The sequence below is a fragment of the Arthrobacter sp. ATA002 genome (genome assembly GCF_026898095.1).
GTDB lineage: Bacteria > Actinomycetota > Actinomycetes > Actinomycetales > Micrococcaceae > Arthrobacter_B.
Map to the genome: position 1 here is coordinate 594,486 of NZ_CP114015.1, position 16,698 is coordinate 611,183.

A 16,698-nucleotide genomic window follows, 5' to 3' on the forward strand; every position below is an offset into this window, starting at 1 on the left:
AAAACTGCTGTCCTGCTGCTCGGCAATGCGGGCCAGCAGATAGGGGGAACAATGGAACAGATCATGGCGGGCCTCCGAAAACCGGGTTCGGCAGGAGCAGGGACCTGCACCTGCGCCTTAGCCTAGAGGTCCCCGCCGACAGTAGCCCAGAGGTCCCCGCCGACAGTGCAGGAGCGGGCCGGCGCAATGGTGGGCGCCGGCCCCTGCGCCGCGTCCGGTTAGGGCACCTGCGGGTCTTCGGGAGCGGTACCCGCCGCCTGGTTGGCCGCTGCCTGGTCGTACGCTGCCACAATCGCCGCCACGCCCTCGGGGGCCAGCTCAAGGCCCATGTCGCTGCCCGGATTGATGGCCAGCCCGTAGCCCTGCGCAATGCTGCGCAGCGTCGCCTCCCCGCCGGCCTTGACCATGACCGGAGCCTGCTCGCGGATCTGCGCGGGCACGCGGTCAGCGGTGGTGAAGGTGGCGGCTACCGCGGCATCCCCTTCCGGTGCTTTCAGGACGAGGGCCTGGAAGGAGGAAGGATCCTGCTCATCCTGCAGCCGGCCCACGCTGAGCAGCTCTGATTCGCAGATGCGCGCCACCAGTTCCTGGCTGCTGATGCGCCCCTCTTTGCCGGCGGCAATCGCTTCTTCCAGTGCGGCCGCGCCCTCCGGATCCCGGTACGGCGTCTGGCCCGGAACAGGGGTTTCCTCTACGCTGCCGGTGCTGTCCGTGCTCTCGGTGTTCTCCATGGGGTCTCTCCTCGGAAGTATTCGGTGGAAGTTCTGTTTTGCGTTAAGCCCAGCGGCAAGTCTGGCACAGCGGCAGGGGGTGTTTCAAGCGGCGGAGGGCCGCGGGACCCTCCCGGGAGGCGCCCTGAAGGGGCCGCCGCGCACGCCGGGGCCGGGGGAGGGGGCGCCGGGAAGGGGGAGGGAGAGCTACCGTAGGACCTGTCTGAACCGCCACAGAACACGGAGCACCGATGAGCGTCAGCAGGAACACCCGCAGCCTGGAAGCCGGCATTGAACGGGACTTCACGGACAAAATGAGTTACGGCTCCTATCTGGCGCTGGATCAGCTGCTGGCCGCCCAGCGCCCGGTCAGCTCGCCGGAACACCATGATGAAATGCTGTTCATCATTCAGCACCAGACCTCCGAGCTGTGGCTGAAGCTGGTCCTGCACGAGCTGCGGGCCGTGCGGTCCAAGCTGGCTGGAGACGACCTGCGCGGCGCCATGAAGGGGATCGCCCGGATTAAGCACATTCAGCGCTCGCTGACGGAGCAGTGGTCCGTCCTGGCCACGCTGACCCCGTCGGAGTACTCGGAGTTCCGCGGTGATCTGGGGGCCTCCAGCGGCTTCCAGTCCTACCAGTACCGGGCCGTCGAATTCCTGCTGGGGAACAAGAACGCCGCTATGATCAACGTCTTCGCTGCGGATCCGGCCGCCGCCGAGCTGCTCACCGGGCTGCTTGGACAGACCAGCATCTACGACGAGTTCATCCGTTTCCTGCACCGGCGCGGATATGCCGTGCCCCCGGAGCTGCTGGACCGCGACATCACCCAGGCACACGTGGCCAACGAGGCGCTGACGCGTGTTTATCAACACGTTTACGAGAATGCTTCCGCGCACTGGGACATCTACGAGGCCTGCGAGGAACTGGTGGATCTGGAGGACAACTTCCAGCTGTGGCGCTTCCGGCACCTGAAGACCGTGGAGCGCACCATCGGATTCAAGCGGGGAACGGGTGGATCCTCCGGCGCTTCCTTCCTCCAGCGCGCCCTGGAGCTGACCTTCTTCCCCGAGCTTTACGCGGTCCGGACGGAAATTGGCCGCTAACGGTGCGGGCTGAACCCGGTGCGGTGCGGGACCGGGCGGGCCGGGGTGATGCGCTATTTTTAGAAGGTGCTGATTTCTGACCGCGACATCCGAACCGAAATTGCCGACAAGCGGATCGTCCTTGATCCCTACGAGCCCGACATGGTCCAGCCGTCCAGTGTGGACGTGCGTATCGACCGGTTCTTCCGGCTCTTCGACAACCACAAGTACGCGCACATCGACCCGTCCCTGGACCAGCCGGATTTGACCCGTCTGGTGGAGGTCGAACCGGATGAGCCGTTTATTCTGCACCCGGGCGAATTTGTGCTCGGTTCCACCTATGAGACGGTAACCCTGCCTGACGACATTGCGGCCCGGCTTGAGGGCAAGTCCTCGCTGGGCCGGCTCGGACTGCTGACGCATTCCACCGCGGGCTTCATCGATCCCGGGTTCTCCGGCCACGTCACGCTGGAACTGTCCAACATGGCGACGCTGCCGATCAAGCTGTGGCCCGGCTCCAAGATCGGCCAGCTGTGCTTCTTCCGCCTCAGTTCGCCCGCGGAATACGCGTACGGCTCCGGCCGGTACGGGAACCGTTACCAGGGGCAGCGCGGCCCGACGGCGTCCCGCAGCCACCTGAACTTCCACCGCACGGCGGTGTGAGGCGGCGCTAAACCTCCGGTACGGCCGCGCGCGGGGCCTTGTCCGGTGACCGGACCGGCAGGAGCGCCAGCAGGCCCAGGAGGAGTACGAGCAGGATGCCCAGAATGCCGTACCGCTGGGCTCGAAAATGCTGATGAATGCGGCAAACAGTCCCGGCGCCAGGAAGCTCACCGCGCGGCCGGTGGTGGCGTAGAGGCCGAACAGCTCCGCCTCTTCGCCCACCGGCGCAAGCCGCGACAGGAACGCCCGGGACGCCGACTGCGCCGGCCCCACGAACAGGCACAGCAGCAGGCCAAAGACCCAGAAGGTGGTGTCTCCGCTCCACTGCAGGCCCAGGAAACTCTGGTCCTCGGGCCCGCACACGGCGATCACGCCGCCGGCGACCAGCAGCCCGATCAGTGAGAAGATGATGACCTTCTTCGGCCCGGCCCGGTCATCCAGGAATCCGCCGGCCACCGCGCCCACGGCCGCCACCACGTTGCCGAAGATCGCGAACACGATAACCTGCGAAAGGGACCAGCCGAAGGTCCCGGCAGCAATCACTCCGCCGAACGTGAAGACGGCGGCCAAGCCGTCACGGAAGACGGCGCTGGCCAGAAGGAACCATACGGTGTGCGGGCTGGTCTTGAACATGGCTTTGATGCGTCGGAAAAGCAGCCCGTAGGAGGCAAAGAAGCCAATCTTCGCGGCACGTTCCTGCCGGGGGACCTCGGGCACGGCGAACATTACCGGCAGGGAAAACACCGCCAGCCAGACTGCGGCAAAGACAGCGACGGCCCGGACGTTCAGGCCGTCTTCCGACGTAACGCCGAACCACCCGACGTCGGGGTTGATGAAGCCGACCAGAACCACGGCCAGGGCGGCGATGCCACCGACGTACCCCATGCCCCAACCGAAGCCGCTGACCCTGCCGACAGTGCCGGGGGTGGAAATTTGGGACAGCATTGCGTTGTAGTTCACGCCGGCGAATTCGCTGAAGACATTGCCAAGGGCGATCAGGCCCACGCCCAGCAGCAGGAATTCCGGCCGGGGAAAGACAAAGAAGCACAGGGCGGTGGCCAGGCACACCATCGCGGTATTCACCCCCAGCCAGGTTTTCCGCCGGCCGCCGGCGTCCGAGCGCTGCCCGACGACGGGCGCCAGCACGGCCACCGCTACTCCGGCGAGGGCAACGCCGTAGCCCAGGACCGAGGACGCGTGGGCCTCACCGCCGAAGCTCTCGGAGGTCAGGTACACGGTGAAGACGAACGTGGTCATCACGGCGTTGAAAGCTGCGGAGCCCCAGTCCCAGGCCGCCCATGCGGCGATTTGCCGCTTGCGGGTGCGCGCCTGTCCGCCGGCGTGCGTGGGGCCTGGCGCATCTGTGTTGGAGACCATAGGGCCGATGCTATCGGTGCCGGTGCCCGCCCGGCGGGCACCGGGAGGGAACCGGCATGTCCCGCCCGGTGCGGCTTAGCTGTATGCCATGGGTAGAATAGATATACGCCCTCTGACCACCACCTTGATAACTACAGCTGTGTTTGCGGCTGGAAGACTGTCAAAAAAGCTCGGGAGATCTAGTGCTAGTTGTGCTCACCGTTTTGTTTACGGTGGCATTGGTGGCGCCCTTAATGTTCCGCCGGATCGGCCGGTCGGCGTTCTACGTCCTGGCAGCCGTCCCCGCAGCAGCCTTCGTGTGGCTGCTGGTCACGTTCCCCGGTACACAGGTGCCGACCAGACGCTGGCCTCGGGCGCTCCCAACGCCCCGCCGTCCGTGATCATCCCCTGGATTCCAGATCTCCGCGTGGAGCTGGCCTTCCGGATGGATACCCTGGCCGCGGTCCTTTCCATCCTTATCCTCGGTGTCGGATCGCTGGTCCTCTTCTACTGCGCCCGCTACTTCCGTCCGGGCGATGCCCAGATGGGAGCCTTCGGTTCCCAGCTGCTGGCCTTCGCTGCGGCGATGTTTGGCCTGGTGACGGCCGACGACCTCATCCTGCTGTTCATTTTCTGGGAAATCACCACTGTCCTGTCCTACCTGCTGATCGGTTATTCCGCCCACCGGCTGTCGGCCCGCCGCGCCGCGCTGCAGGCACTGATCGTCACCACCTTCGGCGGACTCACGATGCTCGTGGGCATGGTGCTGATCGGAGACGCCGCCGGAACCCTGCGCATCTCCGAGATCCTGGCCATGGCGCCGCAGCTGCTTGAACGCGGTGCCGTCATTGACGTGGCGATCGCCCTGATGCTGGTCGGTGCGGTGTCGAAGTCCGCGCTGCTGCCCTTCCATTTTTGGCTGCCCGCCGCCATGGCAGCCCCCACGCCGGTCAGCGCCTATCTGCACGCCGCCGCCATGGTCAAGGCAGGCATTTACCTGGTGGCCCGGCTTGCCCCCGGCTTCTCGGAATCGGCCTACTGGCACGGCGTCGTGCTGGTGCTGGGCCTGGCCACCATGCTGCTCGGCGGCTGGCGCGCACTGCGCCAGTACGACCTGAAACTGATCCTTGCCTACGGCACCGTCAGCCAGCTCGGCTTCCTGACCCTGGTAGTCGGTTTGGGGAACCGGGAAGCAGCCGTCGCCGGACTGGGTCTGCTGCTGGCGCACGGATTCTTCAAGGCAACCCTGTTCCTGGTCGTGGGCATTGTCGACCACCAGGCAGGCACCCGTGACATCCGCAAGTTGTCCGGGATCCACCGCTCCGCGCCGAAACTGTTTATCGTGGCGCTCATCGGTGCCGCGTCCATGGCGGGGATTCCGCCGCTGCTGGGTTTCGTAGCCAAGGAATCGGTGTACGAAACCTTTGTCCACTACGCCGAGAAGCAGGGGACGGCAGGGGCGGCAGTACTGCTGGCCGGCGTCGTCATCGGGTCCATCCTGACCTTCGCCTACAGCGCGCGCTTTGTCTGGGGCGGCTTCGCCACCAAAGCCAACTGCCAGCCCACCGCGTTCAAGCGCGTCCCGTGGAGTTTCCTCGCGGCCCCGGGCGTCCTGGCCGCCGTCACGGTGATCTTCGGCCTGTGGCCGAAGCCGCTGGACGCTGCCATCGCTTCCTACGCAGACCTTTACCCGGCCGACGGCGACCCCACGCACCTTGCCCTGTGGCACGGTTTTACCACTGCATTGCTGCTGACGGTCATTACCATCGGGGCGGGGGTGCTGCTGTTCCTGCAGCGCAACCGCGTAGAAGCGGTGCAGGCGCGGTTTACGGCCCCGCTGGACGCCGAGCGCTCCTACCGCGGGATCATCGGCGTGCTCGACGACGTCGCGGTCTGGGTCACCGGGCGCACCCAGCGCGGTTCACTGATGTTCTACCTCTTCGTGATCCTGTCGGTGGCCGTCGTGACGCCGCTGTTCGCGCTCATCGTGAGGGATGCGCCACTGCCCAGTGAGTTCCACGCGTTCGATTCCCCGCTGCAGCCGGTCATAGGCGTGGGCATCATTCTGGGTGCTCTTGCGGCAGTCCGGGCGAACAAGCGTTTCCTGGCGGTGCTGATGGTCAGCGTCACCGGTTACGGAATCGCCCTGATCTTTGCCCTGCAGGGTGCGCCGGACCTGGCACTGACCCAGATGCTGGTGGAAACCATTGTCCTGGTTGCCTTTGTCCTGGCCCTGCGTTCCCTGCCCGCCAGGCTGTGGCAGCGCGAACCGGCCGGGCACCGGCTGCTGCGTGCGCTGCTGGGCATTGCCTTTGGCGCCACCATGGTCATGATCGCCATGACTGCCATGGCATCGCGTGTGGCGGAGCCTATTTCACTGGCGTTCCCGAACCTTGCCTACGAGGTGGGCGGCGGCGAGAACATCGTCAATGTGACCCTCGTTGACGTCCGCGCGTGGGACACCTTCGGGGAGCTCTCTGTGCTGGCCATGGCTGCAACCGGCGTTGCCTCGCTGATTTTCATCCGGGGCCGCGGAGACAAACGCCGCCGCGCGGAAGGTGTCGCCACCGGCTCCGTCGACCGCGGACGCGAGCACTTTGCATCGTCCGGCCGTCAGGAAGCCACGCTGGCCCTGGCCCGCAAGTTCTCCAGCGTCAGCCGCGACGCCTGGCTGGTCGCCGGGCGCACCCTCGCCCCCGAACGGCGGTCGATCATCTTTGAAGTGGTGACCCGGCTGTTGTTCCATTCGGTGATCCTGTTCTCGATCTACCTGCTTCTTGCCGGCCACAACATGCCCGGCGGCGGCTTCGCAGGCGGACTCATGGCCGGACTCGCGCTGACCATCCGCTACCTGGCCGGCGGCCGTTTTGAACTGGCCGAAGCAAGCCCGGTCAGCGCCGGTCTCCTGCTGGGCGGCGGACTGGGCGTGGCGGGATTGTCAGCCGCCGTTCCCCTGGCCTTCGGCGGGCAGGTCCTGCAAAGCGCCATCATCAAATTCACTTGGCCCGTGTTCGGCGAAATCAAGTTTGTCACCTCCACCATCTTCGACATTGGCGTGTACCTGGTGGTGGTCGGACTGGTCCTGGATGTCCTGCGCAGCCTGGGATCGGAAATCGACGAACGCAGTGAAGGCGTCTCCTCCGATGATGAGGAAACTGTGGTGCCCGAACCCGATGTAGCGAGCCGAGAAGAGGAGGAGGTGGCCCGATGAGCATAAACATCACCTTTATGGTCATTATGGGGGCGCTGTACGCCTGCGGCATCTACCTGCTCCTGGAACGCAGCCTGACCCGCGTGGTGCTGGGGCTGGCCATGCTTGCCAACGCCACCAATATCCTGCTGCTCTCGACCGGCGGCTTCCAGGGCCTTGCTCCGCTGTTCAACGCCGGCATTGCGGTGGAGGATTACAACGATCCTCTGCCGCAGGCCTTCATCCTGACGTCGATCGTCATTTCCTTCTCCGTGACCGCGTTTATGCTGGGCATCATTTACCGGTCCTGGGTGCTGAGCCGCCAGGACGAGGTCCAGGACGACATCGAAGACCGCCGCGTGGCAAGCCAGAGCAGCTTCGATGCCGAGGACGACGCCGACGTCCCCGAAGACACCACCGAGTTCACCCCGCCCGAAGAGGCTGAAGAGGCGCCGGGCTCCCTGCGCGCCACCGGTCAGAGCACCCGCCCGGAGGCCAAGGAATGAACACCATCAGTTTGGCCCCCCTGGCCGTGGTCCTGCCGTTCATCGGTGCCGCGCTGGCCTTCATCCTGATCCGGCACACGCGTGCCCAGCGGGTCATCAGCATCAGCATCCTGTCGGTGACACTGATCCTGGAAGTGATCCTGCTGTTCTCGGTCTGGGAGACCGGAGCCCAGGCGGTGAACGTGGGCGGCTGGCTGCCCCCGGTCGGCATCACCATGGTGGTGGACCAATTCTCCGCGTTGATGCTGGTCGTCTCCTCCGCTGTCAGTCTGGCGGTGCTCATCTACGCCGCCGGACAGGGCATGACGGACGGTGACGAGGACGGTCCCATCTCGATCTTCCACCCGACCTACCTGATCCTGGTGGCCGGCGTGTCCAACGCCTTTCTTGCCGGCGACCTTTTCAACCTGTACGTGGGCTTCGAAATCCTGCTCACGGCCAGCTACGTGCTGATGACCCTGGGCGGAACCACGCCCCGCATCCGCGCCGGCGTCACCTATGTGGTGGTTAGCGTGGTGTCCTCACTGCTGTTCCTCATCACGATTGCCATGATTTATGCGGCCACCGGCACGGTGAACATGGCGGATCTGGCCGTGAAGCTCGGCGATCTGGATCCCGGGACGCAGCTGATGCTGCACCTGATGCTGCTGGTGGCGTTCGGCATCAAGGCCGCCGTCTTTCCGCTGTCCTTCTGGCTGCCCGACTCCTACCCGACGGCGCCGGCGCCGGTGACGGCCGTGTTTGCCGGGCTGCTGACCAAGGTCGGCGTCTATGCCATGGTCCGGACCGAGACGCTGCTCTTCCCCGGAGACCGGATCAATTCCCTGCTAATGGTGGTGGCCGGGCTGACCATGGTGGTGGGGATCCTCGGTGCGCTGGCGCAGACCGATGTTAAGCGAATGCTGTCCTTCACCCTGGTCAGCCACATCGGCTACATGGTGTTTGGGCTGGCCGTCGGATCGGTGGTTGGCATCGGATCCGCCGTGTTCTACGTGGCCCACCACATTACGGTCCAGACCTCACTCTTCCTGGTCACGGGCCTGATCGAGCGCCGCGGCGGAACTGCCAACATGGACCGTTTGGGCGGGCTGGCAAAGCTGTCCCCGCTGCTGGCCATGCTGTATTTCATTCCGGCCATCAACCTTGGCGGGATTCCGCCCTTCTCCGGTTTCCTCGGCAAGCTGGGGCTGCTGGAGGCCGGCGTGGATCTCGGCACTCCGCTGGCCTACCTCCTGGTCGCCGCCAGCGTGCTGACCAGCCTGCTGACCCTGCTGGTGATGGCGCGGGTCTGGAACCGTGCGTTCTGGCGCACCCCGGAAGATGCGGTGCACCCGGATCCCATCCTGCTGGCAACGGGCGCGGGTGGATCCTCGCTGAGAAACTCCGGCGAAGTCGTGGAGACTTCCTCGAGCAGGTTTGCGGGCCGCAACGCCAATGACCTGCTGCCCCGAACCATGGTGTACCCCACCGTGGGCCTGGTGGCCCTGGGCGTTTCGCTCAGCGTGCTGGCCGGACCCCTGTTCTCGCTCAGTGACAACGCGGCACGGGACATGCTCGACCGCACCCCCTACATCGAAGCCGTTCTGGGAGAGGGGGCAGGCCAATGACGCGCATGGCGCAAATGCGCAAGAAGCCGCGCGTGCCGCTGCTCAAGGAAATTCCGCTGCTGATCTGGCTGGTCTTCCTCTGGGGCGCCTTCTGGCAGGATTTCAGTGCGGGCAACCTGATCTTCGGCGCGGTTATTGCCTTTATCGTGGTCAATATTTTCTATCTGCCCCCGGTGGAGCTCAGCGGCCGGTTCAATCCGCTCTATTCGCTGGGCTTCCTGCTCCGGTTCTTTTACAAGCTGGTCCTGGCCAGCTTCGAAGTGCTGTGGCTGTCCGTCTCCAAGGGCCCGCACATCAAGAATGCCGTGGTGGGCGTGAAACTGCGCAGCCATTCGGACCTCCTCGTCACCGCCACCGGCCACGCGCTGTCGCTGATCCCCGGCTCACTGGTGGTGGAGGTGGACCGCTCGACCTCCACGCTGTACCTGCACTGCCTGAACGTTTCCACCCCGGATCACGCCGACAAGGTGCGCAAGGACGTGCGCGACACCGAATCGTGGCTGATCCGCAGCATCGGCACCCGGGAGGACCTTGAAGTCCTGAAAGCGGAGGAAGCACTGACCCGCGGGGAAACCGGCGGCCGGCCCGGACCGGCAGCCGCATCCAGCAGAGGAGCCTCGTCATGATGAATATTTTTGTGATCCTGGTGTCGATCATGCTGTCGGCCGCGGCAGCCGGTGCCATCTTCCGGATTGCCCGCGGACCGTCGATTCTGGACCGGGTGCTGGCAGCAGACGTTCTGCTGGCGATCGTAGGCGCCGCCCTTGCCACCGACATGATCGTGAACCGGAACCTCAACTTTCTGGCGCTCCTTGTGGCCGTCTCGCTGATCGGTTTCATCGGCTCAGTAACGGTTGCCCGCTTCGTTACGGACAGGAGATAACCGGTGAACCAGGAATTGAAGGATCTGATTGTTGGAATCCTGATGCTGGGCGGAGCGCTGATGTCACTGGCGGCGGCCATCGGCCTGACGCGTTTTCCCGACCTCATGAGCCGGATGCATGCCGCGTCCAAGCCCCAGGTGCTGGGGTTACTGCTGTTCCTGCTGGCCATGGCCGTGCAGTTTGAGAGCTGGGCGCTGCTGCCAATCCTGGCCGTGTGCTGGCTCTTCATGCTCCTCACGGCCCCGGTGTCGGCCCATATGGTCGGCCGTGCCGGGTACCGGACCAAGCACCTGCGCCCGGAACTGCTGACCATCGACGAGCTGGACGACGTCGTCACGCGGTCCCAGGAGCTGCTGCAGCAGGCCAGGGCCGGAACCGCTGATGTGGTCGGCGGCGGGGATCCGAGGGCGGGGAGAGCTCCGGCGCACCCGCGCCGTCAGGGCGCCTCGACGACGACGCGGTCCCCGTTACGCCGGCCGAGGCCCCCGAGGCACGCCCCGGTGCGGTCGAGGGAGCGGAAGCGGAAACGACGCGGGGCGCCCAGCCACCGGGACACGGGCCCCGCAGCTGAACGCCCCGAACTGAGGGGGGAATAGCTAAACGATTTCCGGCGTCTTCTGGTAGCGCTGGATGGCACGCTGGGTGCCCCGGTTGGTGAGCACCCGGATGCCCTGGCTGACAGCGCCGGAAACGACGGCGAAAATCACTGCGGTGCGCAGGCTAACGTCCAGGACGCCGTCCTTGTCCCGCGGCGGTTCGTTGCCCGTAACCCGGGTCCACACGAAATCGAGGATTTTCGCGGACAGGAGGCCGGCACCGACGCTGGCGCCGGTAGCGAGCAGTTTGAGGATCAGGTTCATGATGCTCCTAGGGTTGAAGGCCTTTTCCCTAACCCTACCCGCCGATCCTCCCAAACGGCCTGCTCCGTGTGTACAGTGGGAACCGCAAAACATACGACAGGGGAGCGCCTCCCACCCGGCCATTTGATGACCGGGGAGCGAACAACGGCGCTGAGAGTGCGGACATCCGCAGACCCTCGAACCTGATCCGGTTAGTACCGGCGCTAGGGAGTCGAGATCTCACGGGGTATCACGGCAATCCGCCGTGAACAGCCCCTCCCCTCCTGTACCTCAGGAGGATTTTTATGAAACAGAACCTTTTCGGGCAGCAGCTTGCATCCCTTCGGCGCCCGTGGCGGGTGGTCGACATTGTGGTCGCCTCAGTGCTGGCCGTGGCCGTTGGCGTCATTTTCTGGGCCTGGTCACTGGGCTACGCGGGTGTTGAAGCCCTGATTCTGGCCTTTCCGCCGCTGGGCGGCCTGTACACCGGAGGCTGGCTGATCGCCGGCGTCCTGGGCGCACTGATCATCCGCAAGCCCGGGGCCGCCATTTACTGTGAAGTCCTTGCGTCAGCCGTGTCCGGGGTGCTCGGCACCCAGTTCGGTTTGTCCGTGCTGCTCTCCGGATTCATTCAGGGCCTCGGCGCGGAGCTGGTATTCCTGGCCTTCCTCTATGTCCGGTACACGCTGCCGGTGGCGGTGCTGGCCGGCCTTGTCTCGGGCGTTTTCCTGGGCGCGAGCGAGAGCATCCTGTACAAGCCGGAATGGGCCTTCCAATGGCAGGCCCTGTACACGCTGTTCGCTGCCGTATCGGGGGCCTTACTTGCCGGTCTTGGGTCGTGGCTGATAGCCAGGGCCCTGGCCCGCACCGGCGTGCTTGCTTCCTTCGCGTCGGGACGGGCGGCGGAGGCGGACTCCGCTGCACGGTCCAATGTCCCGTAGTTCCATCCCGGCCGCAGCCCCGGTGGCGGTCCGCGCCCGGGATTACAGCTGGCGGCACGCCGGGCGGAGCACTCCGGCCATCTCATCCCTGACGCTGGACATCGCGCCCGGCGAAAAGGTGCTGCTGCTCGGCGCGTCCGGTGCCGGCAAATCCACGCTGCTCCACGCCCTGGCCGGAGTTCTCGGCGAAGGCTCCGGCCCCGATGCCGCGGGCGAGGAGCACGGTACCCTGACGCTGGACGGAGTCGCCCCGCTGAAGGCCCGCGGCCGGGCCGGTCTCGTACTGCAGGACCCTGAATCCCAGCTGGTGCTGTCCCGGGTGGGCGACGAAGCAGCCTTCGGGGCCGAGAACCTGCGGGTGCCGCCGCAGGAAATTTGGGAGCGGGTCCGTACCAGCCTGGACGACGTCGGCCTGCGGGTGCCGCTGCATCATTCCACCGCCGCATTATCCGGCGGGCAGAAGCAGCGCCTGGCACTGGCCTCGGTGCTGGCGATGGGCCCGGGGCTGCTGCTGCTCGACGAACCCACCGCCAACCTGGACCCGGCTGGCGTACTGGAGGTGCGTGCCGCCGTCGAACGCGTCCTGGAACGCACGGGAGCCACGCTCATTGTGGTCGAACACCGGGTGTCGGTCTGGGCCGGCATTGTGGACCGGGTGGTGGTGCTGGCCGCCGACGGCGGAATCCTCGCCGACGGTCCGCCCGCGCAGGTCCTCACCGCCGAGTCCCACCGGACACTTCTTTCCGACGCAGGCGTATGGCTGCCCGGCGCCCGCCCCGCGGTCAGCGGCCCCGCGGCCGGCGCGCCGGGCGGACAGCTGCTGGAAGCCCGCGGACTCGGCGCCGGCCGGAACAAACGTTCCCCGGCCGTGGTGACCGGCGTGGACCTGGCACTTCAGGCCGGAACTGCGCTGGGCATCACCGGCCCCAACGGAGCCGGCAAGTCAACGCTGGCGCTCACCCTGGGCGGGCTGCTGAAGCCCGTGGCCGGAACCCTGCGGGCTAATCCCGCGCTGGCCGGTTCCGCCGGAACCGACCCCGGACGGTGGAAGTCGACCGAGCTGGTAACCCGCATCGGGACCGTTTTCCAGGAACCGGAGCATCAGTTCCTGGCGGCAACGGTGCAGGAGGAACTGGCTTTGGCCCCCGGCGCACGCGCCGGATGACCGAGGCACAGGTCACGGACCTGGTTCATTCCCTGGCCGAGCGGCTGCGGCTCACCGCGCTGCTGGGGGCCAATCCGTTTACCCTCTCGGGCGGGGAGAAGCGCCGCCTGTCGGTGGCTACCATGATCGCCACCGATCCGGCCGTCCTGCTCCTGGACGAGCCCACATTCGGCCAGGACGCCAACACCTGGGCCGAACTCGTTTCGCTGCTCCGCACGCTGGTTGCGGAGGGCACGGCGGTGGTTTCAGTGACCCACGACGCCGAGTTCCTGGCGGCACTGGGCGGAAACCTCCTGCGCGTGGAGCACGGCACGGCCCGGAAGGCGGCACTGCTGTGAAACCGGCGGCGGACCTCAACCCGCGGGAACCGGGCTCCCAGCCGCGGCAGGACGGGCCCACCGACCTGCGCAATCCCTCCCGGCGGCAGGCCGGGACGCTGCTGGAGCGGGCCAACCCACTGTCCAAGCTGGCCGCCGCAGCGGCGCTGACGCTGGCCGTGCTGGTAAGCGTGGACTGGGTCAGCTCGTCGCTGGTCCTGGCCGGGGAACTTCTGCTGCTGCCGCTGCTGCGGATTCCGCCGCTGACCCTGCTGAAACGTATTTGGCCGCTGATCGGTGCTGCCTTGATCGGCGCCTGGGGAACGGCGCTGCTGGCCGAAAAAACCGGAGAGGTGCTGCTGGACGCCGGTCCGCTGCTGTTCACTTCCGATTCGGTGGCCGCCGGAATCGCCATTGGACTCCGCGGCCTCGCGATCGCGCTGCCCGGGATTTACCTGCTGGTCTCCACCGACCCGACGGACCTCGCGGACGCCCTGGCGCAGAAACTGCGCCTGCCGCACCGTTTTGTGCTGGGAGCGCTGGCTGCCATGCGCCTGGTCGGGCTGCTGGTGGAGGAGTGGCAGAGCCTGGGCATGGCCCGGCACGCACGCGGGATAGGTGCAGATGCCGGGCCCCTGGCCCGGGCGCGGTCGTTCCTGGGCCAGTCGGTGGCGCTGCTGGTCCAGGCGGTGAGACGCGCCACCCGGCTCGCGGCGGCCATGGAGGCGCGGGGCTTCGGCAGCGGGGACCGGACCTGGGCGCGGACCTCGGTGTTTACCAGCCTGGATTTCTGGGTCACCCTGTACGGGGTGGTCCTCGCCGGGGCCGCTCTGACCGCCGCCGTGCTGGCCGGAACCTTCAACTTCATCCTGACCTAACCCGTCAGCAGGCCTGTCCGCGGGCCGGGTGCACGGGCCGGGTGCACGGGCCGGGTCCGCCGGCCCTGCCCGCGGCCTGCCTTAGTCCTCCGTGAGCGCACCGAGCAGCAAGCCGGTGAGTTCCGCGGTCAGCTCCGGCGAGGAACGGATCGGCGTACCGTCGATGGACGTGACCGGGGCCAGCAGCCGGATGCTGGAAACCAGCCACACGGCGTCGGCCTCCATGAGGTGCGCCGGTTCCAGCGGGCCGTAGCCGCGGGCCCAGCCGGCCGCTTCCGCGGCGTCGAACAGGGCCCGCTGGGTGGTCCCGGGCAGGATTCCGCTTTCCAGTTCGGGGGTGAGCAGCATTTTGACGCCGTCTTCCTCCACCGCCAGGATGACGCTCGATGTCGGGCCTTCCAGGACCTTTCCGTCCGCGGAGGTGAAAATGACGTCGTCGGCGCCGTTGGCCTTCGCGTAGCGCAGGGCCGCCATGTTCACGGCGTAGGACAGGGTCTTGGCTCCCAGCAGCAGCCATGGTGCGCGCTCCGCCAGGGTGCTGTCATAGCCCCGGTCCAGCAGCAGCACTGACACGCCGGCCGCGGTGCGTTCACGCGTGCCGGCGGGCACTGCCGAGGCGGCAACCCACGCCGTGGGGGAGTCTTCCCCGTCCACCCCGCGGGTCAGCAGCAGTTTCACTACGGCTTCGCCGGGTCCTTCCTGCACCTCCAGTTCCGTGAGCGCCGTTGCCACCGCACGTTCCCAGGCGGAGCGGGCCGGCGGTTCAAGGTCCAGGGCGCGGGCCGACGACGCCAGCCGGTCCAGATGGGCAGCCATCTTGCGGGCCCTGCCGTCCACCGCCAGCATCGATTCGAAGATGCCGTCGCCGCGGGTCGCACCCAGATCGGTGGCCATCAGCTGCGGCACGGAAGCGTCCGCAGGGCGGCCTTCGGGGAAAGCGGGATCCAGAAATACCAGAACAGTCATAGTCCCAGCCTAGTTTGCCGCAGCGGCAGACTAGGCTGGGGGCTAGGATCTGCTGATGGGAGCGTCGTGTGTGGGTGGCATTAACCGGTTCAGCGCTGCCCGTTTGGGTTGCCGGCGCCCTGACGATCCTCGATTACGCCATCCGTATTATTGCGCTGGGCGTGGTTCCGGGCAACCGGCGCCCCACCACGGCCATGGCCTGGCTGCTGTGCATTTTCTTCCTTCCGGTGCCGGGAATCATCCTGTTCCTGCTCTTTGGTAATTTCCGGCTGTCCGAACACCGGGTCAAGCGCCAGGCGGAAGTCAACCGGGCGGTGCGTGAAAACACGCGGGAACTCGAAGCCGAGGGCAGCCGCTATTCCGGGCCGGAATGGGTGGTCCTGGCGACGGAACTGAACCGCCGGCTGGGTTCCTTCCCCAGCCTGGACGGCAACAAAGTGGAACTGCAGCGGGACTACGACGAGTCAATCGGGGAAATGACCGAGGTGGTCCGGGGCGCGCAAAAGTACGTGCACGTCGAGTTCTACATCATGAGCTACGACGACGTCACCCGGGACTTTTTCGCTGCTTTGAAGGAAGCGGCGGCCCGCGGCGTGCGGGTGCGGCTGCTCTTCGACCACATCGGCACCCTGCGGGTGAAGGGGTACCGGTCGCTGCTCAAGGAACTGCGCAGCACCGACATCCAGTGGCGGCGGATGCTGCCCGTCCTTCCGGCCCGCGGCCAGTGGCGGCGCCCCGACCTGCGCAACCACCGCAAGATCCTGGTCGTGGACGGCCAGGTGGCCTACACCGGGTCACAGAACCTGGTGGAACCGTCGTACCGCAAACCCCGCAACCACCGGATGGGCCGCCGGTGGGTGGAGCTGATGGCCCGGCTGGAAGGGCCGGTCGTCGATGAAATCAACGTGGTGTTCGCGACGGACTGGAACGCGGAAACGGACGAGAACCTCGAACGGGAGCTCAGCCTCTACGAGTGGAACACCCACCCCGGCGGCGTCACCTGCCAGGTGGTGCCCAGCGGGCCCGGATTCTCCACTGAAAACAACCTCCGCCTCTTCACCTCGCTGATCTATTCGGCGTCGGACCGGATTTCCATCACCAGCCCGTACTTCGTTCCCGACGACTCACTGCTGTACGCGATTACGACGGCGGCGCAGCGCGGGGTGCAGGTGGAACTGTTCGTGTCCGAGAAGGGTGACCAGTTTCTGGTGGACCACGCGCAGCGCTCCTACTACGAGGCGCTGCTGCGGGCCGGTATCCGCATCTATCTGTATCCGAAACCGCTGGTCCTTCACGCCAAGCACTTCACCATTGACAACGAAGTGGCCGTCCTGGGGTCCTCGAACATGGACATGCGGTCCTTTTCGCTGAACCTGGAGGTGTCCGTCATGATGTTCGACGGCGACATTGTCGCGAAAACCCGGCGGATCGAGGACACCTACCGTTCCATGTCGCGGGAGCTGCTGCTCTCCGACTGGGTTGGCCGTCCGCTGTGGCAGCGGTACGTGGACAACGTATGCCGGCTGACCGCCACGCTGCAGTAATCCCGGGCCCGTGCCGGGCCGGAGACGGACCGGGGGAGTCCGGGGCC

Annotated in this window: 13 protein-coding genes, 3 pseudogenes and 1 riboswitch; of the genes and pseudogenes, 12 read left to right on the plus strand and 4 right to left on the minus strand. The window is 66.4% G+C overall.

Annotated elements, in window-relative coordinates:
• Window positions 1-218: 218 nt before the first annotated feature.
• Complete coding sequence (locus tag OL239_RS03110) at window positions 219-731, minus strand: SseB family protein (RefSeq protein ID WP_268910699.1); 513 nt, start codon at window positions 729-731, stop codon at window positions 219-221.
• Window positions 732-961: 230 nt separating this feature from the next.
• Between OL239_RS03110 and OL239_RS03115 the strand changes: the two genes are divergently transcribed.
• Together OL239_RS03115 and dcd are read left to right on the plus strand one after the other, a co-directional pair.
• The gene (locus OL239_RS03115) at window positions 962-1,816 is read left to right on the plus strand and encodes a tryptophan 2,3-dioxygenase (protein ID WP_268910700.1); all 855 of its coding nucleotides are present in this window, start codon (window positions 962-964) and stop codon (window positions 1,814-1,816) included.
• A 66-nt stretch (window positions 1,817-1,882) separates the two neighbouring features.
• Window positions 1,883-2,458 carry a dCTP deaminase gene (gene dcd / locus OL239_RS03120; RefSeq protein WP_268910701.1) on the plus strand — a complete coding sequence of 192 codons (576 nt, stop codon included), beginning with the start codon at window positions 1,883-1,885 and terminating at the stop codon, window positions 2,456-2,458.
• Window positions 2,459-2,465: 7 nt separating this feature from the next.
• Here dcd and OL239_RS03125 read toward each other — a convergent pair.
• Window positions 2,466-3,835: pseudogene (locus OL239_RS03125) on the minus strand (MFS transporter).
• A 182-nt stretch (window positions 3,836-4,017) separates the two neighbouring features.
• On the opposite strand from OL239_RS03125, the pseudogene OL239_RS03130 reads away from it, so the two are divergent.
• From OL239_RS03130 to mnhG, 6 genes and pseudogenes are all read left to right on the plus strand, one after another.
• A pseudogene (locus OL239_RS03130) lies at window positions 4,018-7,025 on the plus strand (Na+/H+ antiporter subunit A).
• The gene (locus tag OL239_RS03135; RefSeq protein WP_268910702.1) at window positions 7,022-7,510 is read left to right on the plus strand and encodes a Na(+)/H(+) antiporter subunit C; all 489 of its coding nucleotides are present in this window, start codon (window positions 7,022-7,024) and stop codon (window positions 7,508-7,510) included. Before OL239_RS03130 ends, OL239_RS03135 begins: the two are co-directional and overlap by 4 nt.
• Entirely contained in the window at window positions 7,507-9,117 is a 1,611-nt protein-coding gene (locus tag OL239_RS03140; RefSeq protein ID WP_268910703.1) for a Na+/H+ antiporter subunit D, read from the plus strand. The genes OL239_RS03135 and OL239_RS03140 overlap by 4 nt, the downstream gene beginning before the upstream one ends.
• 14 nt (window positions 9,118-9,131) lie before the next feature.
• Window positions 9,132-9,743, plus strand: coding sequence for a Na+/H+ antiporter subunit E (locus OL239_RS03145; protein WP_442864275.1), 612 nt, complete (start codon window positions 9,132-9,134; stop codon window positions 9,741-9,743).
• Window positions 9,743-10,000 (plus strand): monovalent cation/H+ antiporter complex subunit F, encoded by a 258-nt coding sequence (locus OL239_RS03150; protein WP_442864276.1) that lies wholly within the window; start codon window positions 9,743-9,745, stop codon window positions 9,998-10,000. The genes OL239_RS03145 and OL239_RS03150 overlap by 1 nt, the downstream gene beginning before the upstream one ends.
• Before the next feature lie 3 nt (window positions 10,001-10,003).
• A complete protein-coding gene (gene mnhG / locus OL239_RS19990; RefSeq protein ID WP_442864205.1) occupies window positions 10,004-10,597 on the plus strand; it encodes a monovalent cation/H(+) antiporter subunit G in 594 nt (197 codons plus the stop codon).
• Here mnhG and OL239_RS03160 read toward each other — a convergent pair whose 3' ends face one another.
• Window positions 10,598-10,861, minus strand: a complete 264-nt coding sequence (locus OL239_RS03160) for a DUF4235 domain-containing protein (protein ID WP_268910706.1) — start codon at window positions 10,859-10,861, stop codon at window positions 10,598-10,600.
• Between the two features lie 88 nt (window positions 10,862-10,949).
• Window positions 10,950-11,088: riboswitch (TPP riboswitch) on the plus strand.
• A 57-nt stretch (window positions 11,089-11,145) separates the two neighbouring features.
• Between OL239_RS03160 and OL239_RS03165 the strand changes: the two genes are divergently transcribed.
• From OL239_RS03165 to OL239_RS03175, 3 genes and pseudogenes are all read left to right on the plus strand, one after another.
• Window positions 11,146-11,781, plus strand: a complete 636-nt coding sequence (locus OL239_RS03165; RefSeq protein ID WP_268910707.1) for an ECF transporter S component — start codon at window positions 11,146-11,148, stop codon at window positions 11,779-11,781.
• Window positions 11,771-13,284: pseudogene (locus tag OL239_RS03170) on the plus strand (ABC transporter ATP-binding protein). The gene OL239_RS03165 and the pseudogene OL239_RS03170 overlap by 11 nt, the downstream one beginning before the upstream one ends.
• 65 nt (window positions 13,285-13,349) lie before the next feature.
• Window positions 13,350-14,141: an energy-coupling factor transporter transmembrane component T family protein gene (locus OL239_RS03175; RefSeq protein WP_268911647.1), complete on the plus strand. Its 792-nt coding sequence runs from the start codon at window positions 13,350-13,352 to the stop codon at window positions 14,139-14,141.
• Between the two features lie 81 nt (window positions 14,142-14,222).
• On the opposite strand, the gene OL239_RS03180 is transcribed toward OL239_RS03175, so the two are convergent.
• Window positions 14,223-15,107 (minus strand): aminodeoxychorismate lyase, encoded by an 885-nt coding sequence (locus OL239_RS03180; RefSeq protein WP_268910708.1) that lies wholly within the window; start codon window positions 15,105-15,107, stop codon window positions 14,223-14,225.
• Window positions 15,108-15,175: 68 nt separating this feature from the next.
• Between OL239_RS03180 and cls the strand changes: the two genes are divergently transcribed.
• On the plus strand, window positions 15,176-16,651 hold the full coding sequence (gene cls / locus OL239_RS03185; RefSeq protein WP_268910709.1) for a cardiolipin synthase: 1,476 nt from the start codon (window positions 15,176-15,178) through the stop codon (window positions 16,649-16,651).
• Window positions 16,652-16,698 lie beyond the last annotated feature (47 nt).